15 protein-coding genes are annotated in these 18,562 nt (G+C 57.0%); 7 read left to right on the top strand and 8 right to left on the bottom strand.

What is annotated here, in order from left to right:
- Positions 1–114: 114 nt before the first annotated feature.
- Positions 115–3,000 carry a substrate-binding domain-containing protein gene (locus EI293_RS10355; protein WP_125437312.1) on the bottom strand — a complete coding sequence of 962 codons (2,886 nt, stop codon included), beginning with the start codon at positions 2,998–3,000 and terminating at the stop codon, positions 115–117.
- A gap of 286 nt (positions 3,001–3,286) precedes the next feature.
- On the opposite strand from EI293_RS10355, the gene EI293_RS10350 reads away from it, so the two are divergent.
- The gene (locus EI293_RS10350) at positions 3,287–3,844 is read left to right on the top strand and encodes a GNAT family N-acetyltransferase (protein WP_211339555.1); all 558 of its coding nucleotides are present in this window, start codon (positions 3,287–3,289) and stop codon (positions 3,842–3,844) included.
- 297 nt (positions 3,845–4,141) lie between these two features.
- On the top strand, positions 4,142–5,662 hold the full coding sequence (locus tag EI293_RS10345) for a malate:quinone oxidoreductase (RefSeq protein WP_125437311.1): 1,521 nt from the start codon (positions 4,142–4,144) through the stop codon (positions 5,660–5,662).
- Between the two features lie 88 nt (positions 5,663–5,750).
- Here the strand turns inward: EI293_RS10345 and ctlX are convergent, their stop codons facing one another.
- Together ctlX and EI293_RS10335 are read right to left on the bottom strand one after the other, a co-directional pair.
- Positions 5,751–6,689 carry a citrulline utilization hydrolase CtlX gene (gene ctlX / locus EI293_RS10340; protein ID WP_125437309.1) on the bottom strand — a complete coding sequence of 313 codons (939 nt, stop codon included), beginning with the start codon at positions 6,687–6,689 and terminating at the stop codon, positions 5,751–5,753.
- Between the two features lie 216 nt (positions 6,690–6,905).
- Positions 6,906–7,097: a cold-shock protein gene (locus EI293_RS10335; RefSeq protein ID WP_019949498.1), complete on the bottom strand. Its 192-nt coding sequence runs from the start codon at positions 7,095–7,097 to the stop codon at positions 6,906–6,908.
- Between the two features lie 899 nt (positions 7,098–7,996).
- Between EI293_RS10335 and EI293_RS10330 the strand changes: the two genes are divergently transcribed.
- The gene (locus EI293_RS10330) at positions 7,997–9,226 is read left to right on the top strand and encodes a glycosyltransferase family 4 protein (RefSeq protein WP_125437307.1); all 1,230 of its coding nucleotides are present in this window, start codon (positions 7,997–7,999) and stop codon (positions 9,224–9,226) included.
- Between the two features lie 151 nt (positions 9,227–9,377).
- Positions 9,378–10,304 (top strand): NmrA family NAD(P)-binding protein, encoded by a 927-nt coding sequence (locus EI293_RS10325; RefSeq protein WP_246010605.1) that lies wholly within the window; start codon positions 9,378–9,380, stop codon positions 10,302–10,304.
- 89 nt (positions 10,305–10,393) lie between these two features.
- Here the strand turns inward: EI293_RS10325 and EI293_RS10320 are convergent, their stop codons facing one another.
- The 4 genes from EI293_RS10320 to hutU form a co-directional block, all read right to left on the bottom strand.
- Positions 10,394–10,810, bottom strand: a complete 417-nt coding sequence (locus tag EI293_RS10320; RefSeq protein ID WP_125437303.1) for a hypothetical protein — start codon at positions 10,808–10,810, stop codon at positions 10,394–10,396.
- 271 nt (positions 10,811–11,081) lie between these two features.
- Positions 11,082–11,849 carry an NADPH-dependent F420 reductase gene (locus EI293_RS10315; RefSeq protein ID WP_262706519.1) on the bottom strand — a complete coding sequence of 256 codons (768 nt, stop codon included), beginning with the start codon at positions 11,847–11,849 and terminating at the stop codon, positions 11,082–11,084.
- A gap of 181 nt (positions 11,850–12,030) precedes the next feature.
- Positions 12,031–13,635: a hypothetical protein gene (locus EI293_RS10310; RefSeq protein WP_125437299.1), complete on the bottom strand. Its 1,605-nt coding sequence runs from the start codon at positions 13,633–13,635 to the stop codon at positions 12,031–12,033.
- Positions 13,636–13,739: 104 nt separating this feature from the next.
- Positions 13,740–15,515 (bottom strand): urocanate hydratase, encoded by a 1,776-nt coding sequence (gene hutU, locus EI293_RS10305; RefSeq protein WP_211339553.1) that lies wholly within the window; start codon positions 15,513–15,515, stop codon positions 13,740–13,742.
- Between the two features lie 241 nt (positions 15,516–15,756).
- Between hutU and EI293_RS22095 the strand changes: the two genes are divergently transcribed.
- Complete coding sequence (locus EI293_RS22095) at positions 15,757–15,903, top strand: hypothetical protein (RefSeq protein ID WP_170170333.1); 147 nt, start codon at positions 15,757–15,759, stop codon at positions 15,901–15,903.
- 385 nt (positions 15,904–16,288) lie between these two features.
- Here the strand turns inward: EI293_RS22095 and EI293_RS10300 are convergent, their stop codons facing one another.
- On the bottom strand, positions 16,289–17,074 hold the full coding sequence (locus tag EI293_RS10300) for an XRE family transcriptional regulator (RefSeq protein WP_125437297.1): 786 nt from the start codon (positions 17,072–17,074) through the stop codon (positions 16,289–16,291).
- A 215-nt stretch (positions 17,075–17,289) separates the two neighbouring features.
- Here EI293_RS10300 and EI293_RS10295 point away from each other — a divergent pair, with 215 nt between their 5' ends.
- Positions 17,290–17,703, top strand: a complete 414-nt coding sequence (locus EI293_RS10295) for a type III secretion system chaperone family protein (protein ID WP_125437295.1) — start codon at positions 17,290–17,292, stop codon at positions 17,701–17,703.
- Between the two features lie 142 nt (positions 17,704–17,845).
- Entirely contained in the window at positions 17,846–18,550 is a 705-nt protein-coding gene (locus EI293_RS10290) for a PspA/IM30 family protein (RefSeq protein WP_125437293.1), read from the top strand.
- The last annotated feature ends 12 nt before the right edge of the window (positions 18,551–18,562 follow it).

Genomic DNA, 18,562 nt, shown 5'->3' with positions numbered 1-18,562 from the left:
TGTTCAATATGAAATAAATATATAAATACCTGACATAAAGGCACTTGCTAATAAAAACAAATGCCAATGTGTTAACTTTTTACCGCCAGTACAAGCCGTTGATGCACAATTACTTCAACTGACCCCGGCCTGATGGCGGGCCCGGAACTCCGAAGGAGCCAGCCCATAACGCGCCTTGAAGCTGTTGGAGAAGTAGGAGTGCGAGGCGTAGCCTACCTCGTAGGCCACGGCCGTTACACTGAGTGTTTCGTCGCGCAGCAGCTCGCAGGCCTTCTGCAGCCGCACGCTCTGGATAAAGTCGGTGATGCTGGTGCCGAGCACGGCTTTCACCTTTCGGTAGAGCTGCATGCGCGAGAAACCCAGCGCGTGCGCCAGCTCCTCCACCGTCAGGTCGGTGCGGGTGAGGTCGGTTTCTACCTGGGCAGTGAGGGCCTGAATGAAGGCCTGATCGGGGTTGGGGGCGGCGGGCGTTTCGGTAGTGGCGACCAACTGCCGGCTGAGGTGCTCGCGCTGCCGGGCCCGGTTAGCCAGCAGGGTACGGACGCTTTCCAGCAGGAAGGCCGGGTTGAAGGGCTTGGTCAGGTACACATCGGCGCCGGCCTGCACGCCTTCCACCTGCTGCTCGGGGGCGTTACGGGCCGTGAGCAGTATCACCGGCACGTGCGAGGTGCGCCAGTCGGCGCGGAGGCGGGCCACCACTTCCAGCCCGCTCAGGCCGGGCATCATCACGTCGCACACTATCAGGTCCGGAATCAGCTCCAGGGCCAGCTGCAGGCCCGTCTTGCCATCCGTGGCCGACTGCACCCGGAAATGGGGGCGCAACTTGCGGGCCACAAACTCATTCACATCGGCATTGTCTTCAATCACCAGCACCAATGCCTCCGCTTCCGAAACCGGGCCTTCGGCATCGCCGGCTGGCACTACCAGGGGCTCGTCCAGAGAAAATGCCAGCGGCGCGGCAGCATCGGTGGCGCGCAGCTCCCGGGGCAGTTCCCGGGGCAGCGTCACGGTGAAGGTGCTGCCCTGGCCCACTTGGCTGCTGAAGGTAAGCTGGCCCTGATGCAGCCGCACCAGCCCCTGCGCCAGGGCCAGCCCCATGCCCGATCCTTTGGCCGTAGCCGGCTGCTCGCCCTGGTAAAACCACTCGAAAATGTGCGGGCTGTCCTGGGGCCGGATGCCACGGCCGGTGTCCGCTACCTGCACCTGCAGAGTGCGGCCCTCGTCGTCGGGCTGCACGCGCACGGTAATCTGGCCACCGCGCGGGGTGTATTTGAGGGCGTTGGAGAGCAGGTTGAAAAAGACTTTGTCCAGCACGTTGCGGTCAACCCAGGCCGGTAACGCAGGCTCCACCGGTACAAACGTCAGGCCCACCTGCTGCACCCGGGCGGCCGGCTCAAAGGTTTCCACCAGCTCCCGCACGAAGGCCACCACATCTTCCTCGTACGCCTGCACGGCCATCTTGCCCACCTCAATCTTGCGGAAATCCAGCAGCTGATTGACCAACTGAAGCAGGCGCTGGGTGTTACGCCGGATCAGGCCCAGATCGTGGCGGTGGGTGGGCTGCAAGGCAGTGCTGTTGCGGCCGGTCAGCATCTCCTCCACCGGCCCCATAATGAGGGTGAGCGGGGTACGCAGCTCGTGGGAGAAGTTGGTGAAGAACCGCAGCTTGGCCTCGGTTTCGCGGCGGGCCTGCTCGGCCAGTTCGGCAAGTTGGTTGCGCTGGGCCCGGATTTCCTCGTTCTGGGTGCTAAGCTGTTGGTTAATGACGTCGTTGGCCGCGTTCTGCCGCACCAGTTCCTGGTTAATGACGTCGTTGGCTTCGTTCTGCCGCACCAGTTCCTGGTTGATGGCGTCATTGGCTTCGTTTTGCCGGGCCAGCTGCTGGTTGATGCGACGGTTGTTGCGGGCAGCGCGCCAGGCGCTGGCCCCCAGCCCTACCGCCGCCAGCAAGGAAATCACCAACCCATACAACACCGTGCGCTGGCTGGCGTAGGTGGCCTGCAGGGTGCGCAGCAGAAGCTGCTGCTGCTCAATGCCTTCCTGCTGGCTGGTGAGCTTGGCGGCCTGCTGCTGCAGGGTCAGGGCGTTGGTGGAGTCGATGACGATGGTTCCCAGGATATTTTCCCGCTCGTAGGCCTGATGGTGCAGAATCCGGAGGGCCACGCGAATGGCTTCCTCCCCACCCGGCGAGTAGAACAAAGAAGCCGTGCTCCGGCCCTGTTGCACCATTTCCAGCCCGTTGCCCGCACCCGCCAGCCCATCCACCCCAATAATGCGGATATCCTCCCGGCCCAGCTTTCGGCACACCTCGTAGGCACCCTGGGCCATCAGGTCGCTGTGGGCGAAAATCAGCCGGGTTTCCGGGTAGTTCCGGAGCAGCTCCGTAAGAGCCGGCTGCAATGCGGTAGTGCCCCAGTCGCCGGATACTGCACCCACCACGCGCATCTGCGGGTAGGCCCGCAGCGTCTGCACAAAACCATTGTGCCGCTCTTTGGTAACGGAAGAAGACGAGCCGGTAATTTCTACTATCTGACCGCGCTGCCGCAGCAGCTGGGCCGCATAGCGCGCGGCGGCGGCACCCACCCCGGTATTGTCGCCGCCCACGTAGGCCGCGTAGTGCGGCGAGGTGGTGTGGCGGTCCAGCAATATTACGGGTACGCCGCGCCGGTAAGCCTCCTCAATGGCCGACGACAACGCCTGTTCCTCGTTGGGGGCCACAATCAGCACATCGGCCCCGGCCTGCAGCAGGTCATGTATCTGCTGCTGCTGGCGCTGGCTGCTGCTCTGCGCATCGCGCATCAGAAACTGAATTTCCGGGTGAAACGCCAGCTCCCGCTCCATGCCCGCCAGCATAGCCTGCCGCCAGTCGCCGGAACTTACGCTCTGCGAAAAGCCAATGCGGTAGATGGGGCGAGGAGGCGTGGCGGGCGTACACATCGTGACCAGACCCAACAGGCCCAACGACACCAGAACCCGACTCAGGCAGATAGGACAACGCAAGCAGTTCCGTCGGTTATAAATGAATCGGCTTCTGGAATGTGGGCTACTTCTCAACCAAAGTTACGAAAAACCCCAGCGCAGCCAGCAAGGCCCATTGTAGCCCGTTCAGACTGCTCGGCCCGCTCTCTGAGGCTGCCCTGCGCTGCCTTGTCCGGCCCGAAAAAGCTCGTCCTGTACTTACCTCAAATTAAGGTATTGCCGGCTGCTGTTTACCAGCTCAACGGTGCGTACCTTCGTTAGTTCTGAGGCCACCCGAAATCTGCCTATTGCGTGATTTCCGGCCGGTTTGCCCGTTGTTGCCCGCATGATCCGTCTGGACTATTTTACCCCTGCCGATTTCACCCAGCTTATTACCTGGATCGACTCCCCTCACTTGCTTATGAACTGGTCGGGGCCGATGTTCAACTTCCCCCTCACCCCCGATAAGCTGGAGTGGTATCTGCAGGACACCAACCAGCTGGGCGAGTCCGATGTGTTCATCTTCAAAGCGGTAGATACGACCACCGAAACCGTTGTCGGCCACATTTCCCTGGGCAGCCTCAGCCAGAAAAACAGTGCCGCCCGCATCAGCCGGGTGTTCATTGCACCGGAGCAGCGCGGCCGGGGCCTGGCCCGCCGGATGCTGACGGAGGCCCTGCGCTTCGGTTTCGAGCAGCTTCAGTTGCACCGCATTGATCTGGGCGTATATGATTTCAACGAGGCCGCCATTCGGGCCTATACCCGGGCAGGCATGCAGCAGGAAGGCTGTTCGCGTGATATTCTGCGCTACGAAGGGGAATATTGGAGCCTGATTGAGATGAGCATGCTGGACCACGAGTGGCAGGCCCTACACCCGCAGGCCTGAGCCTGTCGGCCGGACTACTTTACTTGCTGGGACACTCTATTTCCGGGAGCACCAGCAGGTGGTCGGAAGGATACGCCACCAGCTTTTCTGCGTTAGTGAGATGAGCGTGTTGTAGCACCTCAGCAGTTCATCACCCGCAGCCTGGAGCGGACCCGAGCCTGTCCGGCAGGCGGGAAAAGTCGGACGCTAAACTAGCCTGGTGCGTTATAATCGGTTCGTCACCGCATATTTCTACGGCATCAAAGGCCACCTTTTCTGCTTTCTGCCGTACTTCGTAAGTCCTATTCTGAACTACGCATGAGCACGACCGACAGTACTGCTCCTCTCACCGCCGATGTGGTGCTGATTGGAGCTGGAATCATGAGCGCAACCCTGGGCCTGATGCTTAAGGAGTTGCAACCCGACCTCACCATTGCCATTTTTGAGCGGCTCGACGTGGCTGCCGCCGAAAGCTCCGACGCCTGGAACAACGCCGGCACCGGCCACTCGGCCTTTTGTGAGCTGAACTACACGCCTGAAAAGCCCGACGGCAGCATCGACATCAGCAAGGCCATCAAAATTGCCGAGCAGTTTGAACAGTCGAAGCAGTTCTGGGCTTATTTGGTGGAGAAGTACCAGGTCACGGGTGTAACGCGCTTCATCAACCACATTCCGCATTTAAGCTTTGTGTGGGGCGATAAAAACGTGGATTTCCTGCGCAAGCGCCACGCGGCTCTCGTGCAGTCCCCCCTGTTCCAGGGCATGAAATTCAGTCAGGACCGCGCCGAACTGGCCCGCTGGATGCCGCTGGTAATGGATGGCCGCGACCCGCAGCAGCCCGTGGCCGCCACCCGCATGGACCTGGGCACCGATGTCAACTTCGGCTCCCTCACCCGGGGCATGTTCACGCTGCTGCAGGAAAAGCCCGGCGTTTCGTTCTACTTCCACCACGACGTGGAGGGTCTCAAACGTAAGGACGACGGCCAATGGAGCGTGAAAGCCCGGGACCTGACTACCGACGCGAAAGTGAAAATCCGGGCGCCGTTCGTATTTATCGGGGCCGGAGGCGGGTCGCTGCCGCTGCTCATTAAGTCTGAAATTCCGGAAGGTCAGGGGTTTGGCGGCTTCCCCGTGAGCGGCCAATGGCTCAAGTGCATCAACCCCGAAGTCATTGCCCGGCACCACACCAAAGTGTACGGCAAAGCATCCGTGGGCTCCCCTCCCATGTCGGTACCCCACCTCGATACGCGGGTAATCAACGAGAAACAGGAGCTGTTATTCGGCCCGTATGCCGGTTTCAGCACCAAGTTCCTCAAGCAGGGTTCCTACCTCGATTTACCGCTGTCGGTGAAGCTCAGCAACATGCGCCCCATGATTATTGCGGGCCTCAAGAACATGCCGCTCACCAAATACCTGATCAACCAAGTCAGGCAGTCGCCGGAAGACCGGCTGGCGGCCCTGCGCGAATACCTGCCCGAAGCGCGAGGCGAAGACTGGCAGCTGGAAACGGCCGGCCAGCGCGTGCAGGTTATCAAGAAGGACGCGAAGGAAGGCGGCGTACTGGAATTCGGCACCGAGGTAGTAGCCGCCGCCGACGGTTCCATTGCGGCCCTGCTAGGCGCTTCGCCGGGTGCTTCCACGGCCGTGAGCATTATGGTGGGCTTGGTGCAGCGGTGCTTTGCCGAAAGCGCCCGCACACCAGCCTGGCAGGACAAAATGCGCGAAATGATTCCTTCTTTCGGCAAAAATCTCAATGATGAGCCGCAACTAGTAGCGCAGCTCCGCGCCCACACCAGTGCCGTTCTGGGGCTGGACGAAAATGCCCCCGCTCAGCAGTAGCCGGTAGCTTCCATCCGGGCCTTATACGGCAGAAGCGCCCCGCTGAACCTTGTTCAGCGGGGCGCTTCTGCCGTATAAGGCCCGTTATTTATACTGCGGCCTGTGCAGTGGCTGGTAGAAACACTTCCGCCAGCATGCAGCGGGCACTGCCGCCACCAATGGTTTCAATGGTTGGAATAGCCAGCGGCAGTAGCTCGGCATACTGGCCGAGGACGTGGCGCTGCGCGGGTGTCAGAGCATCATACGCACTCTGCGACATGGCCAGCAGCGTCGTTCCAGCCGCTGAGCGCAACTCCAGCATATTCCCGGCAAAGCGCGCCACCTGCTCCAGACTGATGGCAATGATTTCGTGGCCCGTGCCCGTGAGCGAGGTTACCACTGCAGTCCGCTCGGCTGTATCGGTAATACTTTCCAGGCAAATCACCGCGAATTCCGTTCCGACGCACATCATCACGTTGGTATGGTAGATTTCCTGCCGCAACGCATCGTAGGCATGAAAAGCCACAGGCCGATAGCCAAGAAGACGGGTGCATACGTCCGCAAACAGTGTCTGTTCCGTACGCGCCGAGAGACAGGCATAGGCCACATGGTGAAGGTGGTCGAAAATGATGCTGCCGGTTCCCTCCAGAAACCGTCCCTGCTGCTCATGGCTCGATAAATCCACTACTTCCCGCAGAGAAAACTGCTGCCCCAGCACCTCCAGAATATCAGGCCGCCGTTCGGCGCGGCGGTTTGGGGCGCACATTGGATAGAGCAAGGCTCGGCCATCGGGATGAAAAGTACCCCAATTGTTGGGAAATACCGCGTCGGGAGTGTGGGGCTCCGCAGTATCCTCAAACACCAGCACCTGCACCCCATGGCCCCGCAGCCGGGCTACCATTGCATCAAACTCCTCGAAAGCGCGGGCCTGAATGGCGCTGTCATCGAGCCCGGCCATAAATCCCTGAAAATGGTTGGAATGAGCCGTTTCGGTATTGAAGGTGAACCGCGTGGGCCGCACCATAAAAACGGAAGTAGTGGCTTGCATGGGTAGATGGGTGGGAGAAGTTGGGAACACAAATAAACACCCGGAACTTCTGCTTTTCCAATCACTTACAGCTAAGCTCCTTTTATCCGGACAGGCACCACTGCCCCACTGGCAGCCATTCTGCCCCATCCCCAAGGCCTGAGCTGTTGGCACATTGGCAAAAAAAGAGGCTTCTCCATGCGGAGAAGCCTCTTTTCAGCTACAAAGCGGGCTGTACTAAGCGCGACGCACTTTCACAGCGTTCAGGCCCTTGCGGCCCTGCTCCACTTCGAATTCTACCTTGTCATTGTCGCGGATTTCGTCAATGAGGCCGGTTACGTGTACGAAGATGTCTTCGCCGGTTTCGGCGTTGTTGATGAAACCAAACCCTTTGGTTTCATTGAAAAATTTTACGGTTCCCGTCTGCATGATGCTTAAAAGGAGGTGATGGATGATGAAGCAAGCTGCAGCGGAACCCTATAGTTAATTCAATAAGCTGAATTAAGATAGTGACACGAGACGATTTGCCTTTGACGATGTAAAGGTAGGCTTTATTTTCGACTCTGGCCCGTAATGCTCCTGATTAACCCGGTATACTCCCATATAATGGGTATGCCATTAACAAGAATCCAGGAACTGCTGGAGCCTACTTTCTGACCACTCACCCAGCTAAAAAGCTGGCCTTTTGAGATTATAACAAAAAATATTTTTCCCTTTTTTATCGTCATATACTCCCTCCATTTTCCCATTTTGGGGCATCATCACGTCAGGCAGGATACTCGTGCATTTTCGGGGATTTTGCAGTGTTTATCGTGGTTTTATCCGCCACCTGTTATAGTACGGCAACAGCGCCTGAGCTTGCTATCAAGCAGTTACCAAGCTCAGGCATAGCAACAGGCCGGGCAGCAGCAGATGTCCGGAAACGCTTGTTTTTCCGCGGCAGCCTGTAAATTGACTCCGGAAATAGCTGCGCGCGTAGTCCCACATACGCCAGGATTTGCTTACCCGCGTTATCCCCAAACGCGTGGCAGGCAGTAGATGAGGAAGAACCATTGGGTGTGCTTACATTCTCTAGAGTAAGACATCAGAAGCCCCAGAAGTGGAATGGATAAAGAGCTTTACGCAAGAACAAAGTAGCCCTGTGTGCTGACGTTACGGCAGCAGGCCCGGATAACCGGGTTCTGTTGGTGAAAATGAGCATTTGGGTAGTGTAGTACGCTTTAGTGCGGCCGTGTCCGGCAGTTGTCGGGGCGGCCGGGTGTGGCAGTTGGCTTAGAATTTCGGCTCCTACCAACGCTTTTAGTTTACCTCTTTACTGCTCCTGTTGTATGACGCCACAACCCCGACGCCTGCGCATTGCCTTTCTTACCGCCACCAACCCGCACGACCGACGCGCTTGGTCGGGGCTGCACTACATGCTGGGCCAGACCTTAGAAAAGCATGTGGGCGATGTGGAATACCTGGGGCCGGTTTCGCTCCGCTACCTGTTTGCGCTGGGCGACCGGCTGAACAAGGTTATCGGGTGGCTGACGGGTGGTAAGCGCTACCATTACAGCATCAGCGTGCTGGTTTCTAAAATCTATGGGCTCATTTTTGGGGCGCGGCTCCAGGGCCGCCGCTTCGATGTAATTTTTGCGCCGGCTGCGTACACTGAGCTAGCCTACCTGCGCACCAATATTCCGATTGTGTACTGCGGCGACTCGACTATCACGCAGCTGATTGATTACTACGCGGGCCTCTCCAACCTGCTGCCCGTATCCAAGCGGGAGCTGGCGCACATCGAGCAGCGGGCCATTAACAAGGCTAGCTTACTGCTATTTTCCTCGCGCTGGGCGGCGCAGTCGGCCGTGCAGGATTTTGGGGCAACTCGGCGCAACGTCTTAGTGCAGCCTTTTGGAGCTAACATGGCGCAGGTATTACCCCGCGCTACTGTGCTGCAGCCTAAGCGCACTTCAACTTGCCATCTGCTTTTTGTGGGGGTAGAATGGGGACGCAAGGGCGGCGAAATAGCTTTCGAAACGTTGCTGGAGCTGCGCCAGTCAGGGATTGACGCCCATCTGACCATTTGCGGCTGTGTGCCGCCAACCGGTTTTGAGCATGAGAACCTGACGGTTATTCCGTTTCTGGATAAGAACGACCCGCAGCAGCGGGAGCAACTGGATAACCTATATCTGGCCGCTGATTTCTTCCTGCTGCCCACCCGGGCGGAGTGCGCCGCCATTGTCTTCTGCGAGGCTAGTGCCTTCGGGCTGCCTTCCTTCACGACTGATACCGGCGGCATAGCCGAATTTGTGGAGGAGGGCGTGAACGGCTACCGGCTCAGTCTGGCAGCCCGGGGCCGGGAGTTTGCTGCCGCCATCAAGCCCATCTTCGAGGATCCGGCGCGGTACGCCCGGCTGTGTGCTTCCTCGCGCCAGCTTTTTGAGCAGCGTCTGAACTGGGACGTCTGGGGCTATAGCGTGAAGCGCGTATTGGAAAACCGGTTTATGCCGGCCGCCGCAGCTTTCGTGCCCCGCTGGTCCCGCACCTATCAGCTTGCAGGCAACCAGAATTTTTAGTGGGGAAGGCAAATAGACGGCAGCGTGGAATGCTGAGGAAGCGGCTAAACCACGCTCACCAACTGCTTTAAGTCGAACTGGTAGGCCGGGTAGCCGTATGGGGGATACGACTAACCGGCCTATTATGCTACCTGCTGCTTCTGAACACGGATTGCCTTCGACTTCTACCCCCGCTCCTACTGCCGCCACCATTGTGCTGGCGGGTGCCACCGGTGGCCTGGGCCTGCTGATTGCCCATCATTTGCGCCGACGAGGTGCCACCGTTCGGGCCTTGGTTCGGCCAGGATCCGGCCGAAAAGCCGAAACAGAATCACTGCGAATGCAGGGAGTAGAAGTAATGGAGACGAACTTCAACAGCGCAGCCGACCTCACCCGGGCCTGTGCCGGCGCGACCTGCGTGGTATCGGCTCTTTCAGGGCTGCGCGATAGTATTGTGGACACGCAGACCCGCCTGCTCGAAGCGGCCGTAGCGGCGGGTGTCCCGCGCTTCATTCCCTCCGACTTCTCCGCTGATTTTACCACACTTCCCGAAGGCTCCAACCGGAACTTCGATTTGCGCCGGGAATTTCAGCGCCGGCTCGATGCCGCGCCCATCCGGGCCACGTCCATTCTCAACGGCATGTTCATGGATTTGCTGAAGGGCCAGGCACCGCTGGTGCAGCCGGGCATCCGGCGCATTGTGTACTGGGGCGACGCCGACCAGCCGCTGGATTTCACCACGATGGTGGATACGGCCGACTTTACCGCCGCCGCTGCCCTTGATACCAATACCCCGCGCTACCTGCGGGTAGCCGGTGAGGTGGCCAGTATCCGGGAACTGGGGGCCGAAGCCAGTGCGGCGTTTGGTCAGCCGTTCAAGCTGCTGCGCGTGGGTGGGCTGGGTTTTCTGGCCGGTATGATTAAGGTAACCCGCGCCCTGGCACCCGCCGAAAATGAGGTATTCCCGCCCTGGCAGGGTATGCAGTATATGCACAACATGCTCAGCGGCCAAGCCAAGCTGGCGGAGCCCCTGGACAACGCCCGCTATCCGGACATCCGCTACACGCAGATACGCGAGCTACTAGCGCAAGCCATCTGAGGGACGTGACGACGCGACCCTTCGCGTCTCGTAGTTACTGACGTTTTCATGGTTGAGCGTTGCCATTCCGGGCGCTCAATCACGCGTCTCTAGTCCGGCAGCGCGGCCCGCAGCTGGTCGCTGGTGAACTGGAAGCGGACGGCTCCGCCGGGGCCGCTGATGTGGGTGGTGTAGGTTTTCGCCCACAGAAACGTCTCTTCCTGCACCGGCCCGAAGGCCGACCAGGGAATGAACAGCGGCGGGTGCCCCACAAAGAAGATTTTCCAGGTGCTCAGGTACAGGCCTTGGGGCGTCAGGCCCATGCGGGCGGCATTGTTGTACTTCGCCACCCCGATGCGCAGATACATCAGCGTCTGCCGATGTACGGTGGCGGGAACTTCTGCTACGGCATACGCTTCGGCCAGGCGGCTCCAGCCCATGCGGGATATCATGAAGACCACCAGACACCAGAAGGCCCCGAAAACGGGCAGAAACAGCAGCGGAAGCCAGGGCACGATTGGATGCATACGTGCGGATACGCGCAGATCCGCGCAGGGGTTGAAACGGGTGCTTGCGTGCGAATCACCTGAAACGAAAAATGCCGCCCCAGTTTCCTGAGGCGACACTTTGCAGTTTGTTGCGGCACTTGCGTGCCCCGGCAGCCGAAACCGCCGTGCAGTAGCGCGAACTGTGGAGTTCGCGCTACTGCACCGATGGCACTATCCAAACGGCTCGGAGACGCGAACTACAGAGTTCGCGCTACTGTGCGGCGGCTCCGGAAAGGCTTTAGGCTGTTGGCTATTTCAGCTTGATGCCCTGGGCCTCCATCTGCTGCTCCGTCTTGGCGTGGTTGGCCAGGTATTCGGCGTGCTGGGCTTCGGTGCGCTTGGTGCCGAGGCTCTCGAAATGTTCGCGCAGCTTATCAGCGGGCATATCGGCGCCGTAGGATGGGGTGCCAGGCTGCTGGCGCCACGACTGGGCCAGGGTGCCGTCGTCCACGGCGTCGAAGCCGAGTTCGTCGACCACGGCCATTACTTTCTGCTTGGCGGCGGCATCGTCGGAGGCCACGGGCAGGGCAATGCGGTCGGGCGTGCCGGCGGGCTGGCCTTTATTTTCGAGGTGGTCGGCGTAGATGTTGTTGAACACCTTCACCACGGGGCGGCCCAGGTGCTGCTGCACCCACTGGCTTTCCGTCAGGTCGCCGGTTTCCAGTTCGGGCATTTTCCCGTCGCGCAGGTGCGGGTAGTAGTTGCTGGTGTCGATGACGGGCACCTCGGCCGGTACGTTGGCGAACAGGTCCTTGGGCAGGTCGGGAATGTTCTTGAGCGGGATGGTTACCACAATGAGGTCGGTGCCGCGCTGGGCAGCTTCCTCGGCCGTAACGGGCGTAGCGCCGGTTTTCTGGGCCACATCCTTGAGCGTTTCGGGGCCGCGGGAGTTGGCAATGTAAACCGAATGGCCAAGGCTGGTGAGCCGTACGCCCAGGGCGCTGCCGATGTGGCCGGCGCCAATGATTCCGATGTTCATAGGTTGTGTTGTTTGGTTGGTGCGCCGGTGATGGACCAGCGCAGGTATAGGTTACTGAACAGCGGAGGTGTAGGTTTTGATTTTTTTGGGTGGCAGATGCGTTTATTTACTTAAACCTCTAATACAATATTGCAGGCTCAAAATTCTCACCATAATAAGACCTAACATTAACGCTAGCATGAGCCACCATTCCCACGCTACTAATGAAAACGCAAATTACTTACACTATTTTAACATCATCCATTGATATATTGAAGTTTTTCTCAAAATCCTTTTTTACAATATTCACAATATTGTCAGCACGGCTACTTGCAAGCCAAGTATAATCAAATTTAAAATCTCCTTCCTGAGAAACCCATTTTAAAATAATATCATATAAAACATTATACATATAAAAGTCATTGAATGTATCCCAAATATCTTCTTCTTCTTGTCCATCAAACACCACTGGTTTAATCTCACCATCATAATCATCTATAAATAACGCATGATGTTTCTTTCTAATATAATCAACAATACCAAATACTTCATCATTATTGCTCGCACCATGGTAACCAAACCAACAAAAAACATTTGGATACTTCTGTTTATCCTCCTGAAACCTATAATATTTTGAAAACATCAGCCTAATAGACAAATTTTCATTCAAGTAGTTAAACTTTTCTTCCTCTCGAAGCACCTGCATTACACTTTCATTCTCACCCCATTTCAATACCACTGCTATACTCTCATAAGGGCATATGCATCCAATAGATTCAGATAGCTCTTTACTCAATTCAATATACTCCTCCTTAGAATGCAATTTTATCTTATCAAGGAAAAAATCTGGCTTTTCAGCAATAGTATGACAAAGCTGCATAAATCTCATACCTGGATCATTCTTAATAATAAAATCCTCATAGTCATAAATTTCTAATGGAAAACCATTACTTGGATTTATTGACAAATCACAAACAAGAAGAAATAGAGAAATTTTTATATCTAACACAAAAACAGGTCTAGCAATGTTTGTAGTCTTTAAATAAATTTCGAATGCTTCAACATATACACCGTGTAACATGCCTATATTTTCGCATTCTACATACATTAACTTTTCGTTTAATGCTTTAGCCAAATACTGCACTTGGTTAAATATTGCTTGACCTTCATATATTGCTTTCACTCCAGTAAGTGACATATGAACAGGGGACTCAACATAAAAGCCGTCTATTTTTTCATCAGTCAATCGCACAAACTCCTTAACCCAATCATTTATCTTAGGCAAAAAGCTATACTGTGGATCAATCGTATCAGCCACAACACTAATATTGGATGACCAAAATATATGATAACAATGACCAATATTTAAAAAATATCTTTTATCATCATATATATATTTGATATTTTTATTATCAATTGCAAATAATTTTGCGTATTCAAGATCATAATAATTATTCACAATTAAATTAATGTCAAATATGTCAGCTACGCCATATTTTTCATAATAAGTTTTATCAAATTTTAATATTGATTTATAAGCCAAATCTTGATCGACAAGTTTGCTCAATAAATGTTTAGACATGTGAGCAAAAGCAGGATAACAAAGGCTGTATAAAAACCCAAAATTAGAACCCACATGCTGCCACCAATGGATATTTTCATGAATACTTGTCGAAAGAGCTTGTATTTTCTCCGGATAAAAATCACTTTTTAACGCATCACGAACATCGTTTCTTAACCTTAAGACAAATTGCATTGGACTATATGCACCTCTAACATCTGTATTATTAAGCGTAGATCCAAGACAAATATCTTCTTGCAGAAGCAGTAAATTTTCAGAAAGCATTGCAGTTGTTTTTTTTGGTTTGTTTTTTTTTAAAAAAGCATTGTCATATATAAACAGTAAAAACCAACTAACCTAACAAGTCTCACACACTGGAGACGCAGCAATCAATTACTTCTTCTGTTCTGCCCCGGAATCTTCACCCCACGCTCCTGGGCTACCTGTTGGGCCAGCTCGTAGCCGGCATCGGCGTGGCGAAAGACGCCCATGCCGGGGTCGGTGGTGAGCACGCGGCGCAGGCGCTCGGCTTTTTCGGGGGTGCCGGTGGCCACTATCACCATGCCGGAGTGGGTGGAGTTGCCGATGCCCACGCCGCCGCCGTTGTGCAGCGAAACCCAGTCGGCGCCGCTGGCGCAGTTGGCCAGGGCGTTGAGCAGGGGCCAGTCGGCTACGGCGTCGGAGCCGTCCTTCATGCCCTCGGTTTCGCGGTTGGGCGAGGCCACGGAGCCGCAGTCGAGGTGGTCGCGGCCGATGACGATGGGAGCCGATACTTCGCCCCGCGCCACCAGGTCGTTGATGACCAAGCCGAACTTCTCCCGCTCGCCGTAGCCCAGCCAGCACACCCGCGCCGGCAACCCGATGAACGGCACTTTGGCTTGGGCCTTCTCAATCCAGCGGGCCAGCATTTTGTTGTCGGGGAAGGTTTCCAGCAGGGCGCGGTCGATGCGCAGGATATCCTGGGGGTCGCCGCTGAGGGCGGCCCAGCGGAAGGGGCCTTTGCCCTCGCAGAACAGCGGCCGGATGTAGCCGGGCACGAAGCCGGGGTAGAGAAACTGGCCATGCTCGTCGCGCACTTTCAGGCCGCCCTTCTCGGCCTGGCCGCGCAGGTTGTTGCCGTAGTCGAGGGCCACGGAACCGGCCGTTTGCATGTCAATAATGGCCTGGCAGTGCTTCATGATGGACTGCAGGGCCTGCCGCCGGAATTCGGCAGGGTCATCTTTGCGCAACTGCAATACCGCGTCGATGTCGCCTTCGGGGAGGTAGTCGAGTAGGTCGTGGGCGGAGGTCTGGTCCGTGACGATGTCCACTTTGTAGCCCTGGGTTAGCAGTTCAGGCAGCACGGTGGCGGCGTTGCCGGTGAGGCCGATGCTCCAGCCGGTGCGGGCGGCTTTGTATTGCTCACACAGCTCCAGGGCGTGGGTCAGGTCGCGGGCCTGCTCGTCGAGGTAGCCTTCGCGCACCTTCTGCTTCACCCGCTCGTCGATGGGCTCGATAACCAGGCACACGCCGTCGTTCATGGTCACGGCCAGCGGCTGCGCCCCGCTCATGCCGCCCAGCCCGGCCGTGACGGTCACGGTGCCAGCCGCCGTACCCGAAAAGTGCTTGTCGGCCACGGCGGCGAAGGTCTCGTAGGTGCCCTGCAAAATGCCCTGGGTGGCAATGTAAATCCAGGAGCCGGCCGTCATTTGCCCGTACATCATCAGCCCCAGCCGGTCCAGCTCATCGAAATACTCCTGGGTGCTCCAGGCGGGCACGAGGTTGGAGTTGGCTATGAGCACCCGCGGGGCGTGGGCCCAGGTGCGCAGTACGCCCACGGCCTTGCCGCTTTGCACGAGCATGGTTTCGTCGGGCTCCAGGTTTTTGAGGGTCCTGACGATGGTCTGGTACTCCTTCCAGTTGCGGGCGGCACGGCCGGCCCCGCCGTACACAATCAGCTCGTCGTACACTAGGCTCACGGCCGGGTCGAGGTTGTTTTCCAGCATGCGCAGGGCCGCTTCGGCTTCCCAGGTTTTGCAGCGCAGGGTAGTGCCGTGCATGGCGCGCACGGTTTCCTCGGGCTTGTACTCGTAGTACATGGGCCGGGTGGCGGGCTTATCGGCGGCAGATGACTGGCTGGTGGCTTCCAGATTCAGCTCGGGCGTATCGAGGGCGGAATGGGGCATGGGATTTTGAATGGGGATTGGCAGCCGGAAGTTATTGCTTTTGCCGACCGGCCGGAAGCCACAGCCAGAAATCGGGGATTTTTTGCAGGCTCTCTACTCCATAATCTCCAACTGGTGGGCTGGAAAGCCTGGTTCGGTTAATAATAACCTGGGATTAATATACCTCGCCGTAGTTTTGCCGTATGATTCGGCAATACCTCCGGGCAAGGAGGTAGCTTTCTGATTACCTGACCCTTACTCTATGCAGCGTTTTTCCACCCTTTTGCGCTTTCTGGTTCTTTTCGTGCTGCTGGTCTTAGGCGCAGCCAACCGCCCGCAGCCGCAACCCGCCCCCCTCTCCGATGCCATTTCCACCCTGTTGCGGAGTGTCACGCCTTCCAACGGCTGACCGCAACCAGGCTGCCGGTCCGGCCTATTCTTTTACTGTTTCCTCCGCAACGCGAAGCCTGGCTTCGCGTTTTTGTTTGGTAGCCAGCCGGTCCGGGTTTTCGGCTTATAGTAGCCTTTTACATGACTACCTGAATGGAGCACCATTCAGAAGAACTGCTCCACCTACTTGGCTGATAGGCGACTTTCTTTGCATATTGCCGGGGTATATTCTTACCCTTTGGTATGGCTGAGTTGTTCCAGTATTTAAAAGACGGGCTACGCTGGCTAGGCGACCTGCTGCTGGATGGCCTGCTCGCCGATTTATTCGCTTGGCTGAGCGACTGGTTTGCTTCCTGAATAGTTTTCGCACAGGCAGGCCAGTCAGGCTGTTACACACGCGCCGCTTACCCGTCCAGCCGCGCCAGCAACTCCTCTACCTGCCGTTCCAGCCGCGTCACCCGGTCCTCAATGCGCGACGGCGGGCGCAGGTGGGTGGTGAACACGGCCTTCACTTCCCATATTTCCAAGGCTTGCTCCAGGGCGAATTCCTGGGTGCCGTAGTCGGGGTTGTCGGCGCGGAGCTTGAGCACGTTAGCAGGCAGGCGCTCGGAGAGGCGGCGCACCAGCAGGCTGCTTTGCGTGACGAAGGCATAGATGCGGCCCGGCCGCAGGGTGGCCGTGGCCTTATCTACGCGGCAGCATAGCACTACATCCTGGTGACGCAGGCCTTGCTGCTGGTGCTGCATTTCGGCCCCTACAATCTCGAAGGCCCGGGTGGCCGGCCCCAGCTGGTGCGGAAACGTGAGCGGCGGCAGCGCGTCGATGAACCCGGTGCTGTGGTGCTGCACAATGTACTCGAGCAGGCGGTCGGCGGGCACAAAGGGCGTGAGTTGGGCCAGGCGGTCAGCCTCGGCAGCGGCCGGCTTGGCGGGTACTTCGGCGGCGGGCTCCTGCCGGAAAATGTCGAAGTGGTAAAGCTCGTTTACGGTCAGCTCTTTCGTAAGTAGCAAGTCTACCGATAAGCCAAAATAATGAGCAATCTGGATCAGCGTCTCCATTTTTGGCTCAGACCGTCCTTCTTCGTATGCCCCTACGCTGGGCCGGGCCAGGCCAAACAACTCGGCAAAAGCGGCCTGGCTCAGCTTCTTGACGGTTCTAATTTTGCGAATGTTCTTTCCTACGTACGACATGCGGCAAAAATATTTTCTGCTCAAAACTTGAGCGTATCTCAAACTTTGAGTACACTTGCATCGTAAAGCTAGCACATATTCCCGATGGCAGTTTTCTGCTCCGCTATTTTTTTGAGCCATTAGATCCAAAGCCTTTCCGCACCGCGCTACGGACGGCTTCCCGATAGTACTTACCTTCTGGCCAACTTCCCTTCTCCCCAAGTTCGACTTACTCTATGGCCAACTCCTACTTCTATAAAATCCAGAACTATCTGCTGGAGCTTGACTTCGACATCTGCCACCAGGATGAGGCTAACAACCTGCTGGTAGTGAGCAAGCCGGAGCTAGGCATCGAGCACTTGGTGCTGGGCTGCGGCGAGCCGCTGCTGATTCTGGAGCAGTACCTGCTGGATCTGCTGGCCCCTAACTGCGACATCTACCAGCGCCTGCTCCAGAAGAACCGTGACATCATTCACGGCGCTTTCGTGCTTGACGAAACAGGCCGCAAGGTCATCTTCCGCGACACGCTTCAGCTGGAGCACCTCGACCGGCAGGAGCTGGAAGCCGTTTTCAATTCCCTGGGCTTGCTACTCAGCGAGTTCAGCGACGAGCTGATTGCGTTTTCGAAATCCGGTTCCGAGGACATCTGACCGTCATGCTGAGCGCAGCGGAGCGAAGTCGAAGCATCTCTACCGCTTCGTTGCAATACCATTCAGACGAAGCGGTAGAGATGCTTCGACAGGCTCAGCATGACGATCCAAACTTCCTCAACACCCCAAACTCCCAACAGCCATGAACCTCTTCAACCGCATCTTCAAAATCGGGCAGGCCGAAGCGCATTCGGCAGTCAACCAGTTCGAGGACCCGATCAAAATGATCGAGCAGGGGCTGCGCGACCTGCGCCTGGACCTAGACAAGGCCCTGCACGCGCTGGCCGAGGTGAAGGCCCTGGCCATCCGCAGCCGCAATGAGGCCGAAACGGAGCGTGGCCGCGCCCTTGACTACGAAAACAAGGCCGTGCTGCTGCTCCAGAAGGCGCACCGCCAGGAGATGGAGGCTCCCGAAGCCGACCGCCTCGCCACGGAAGCCCTGCTCAAGAAAACCCAGCACGAAGCCCAGGCCACCCGCGCCACCCAGGAACAGCAGAAGTTTGAGGCCTCGGCCCAGCAGCTCGACCAGAACGTGCAGCAGCTCAAAAGCACCATTTCGCAGTGGGACAACGAGCTAAAAACCCTGAAAGCCCGCGTGACGGTGAGCACGGCCACCAAAACCATCAACCAGCAGCTGGCCCAACTGGATTCGTCGGGCACGGTGGCGCTGCTGGAGCGCATGAAGGACAAGGTGGCGACTGAGGAAGCCCTGGCTGAATCGTACGGGCAGATTGCCCAGGAAAGCAAGTCCATCGATCAGGAAATTGACAAGGCGCTGGGCAAGGACGGCAGCGGCCAAGCTTCCGCCGATTTGCAGGCCCTGAAGGCCAAGCTGGGGCTGGGGTAAATTCCCAGTCAA

This window comes from Hymenobacter perfusus, from assembly GCF_003944765.1.
Taxonomy (GTDB): Bacteria; Bacteroidota; Bacteroidia; order Cytophagales; family Hymenobacteraceae; genus Hymenobacter; species Hymenobacter perfusus.
The sequence above is the reverse complement of the archived record's forward strand: the minus strand, read 5'-3'. Positions and strand labels throughout refer to the sequence as shown.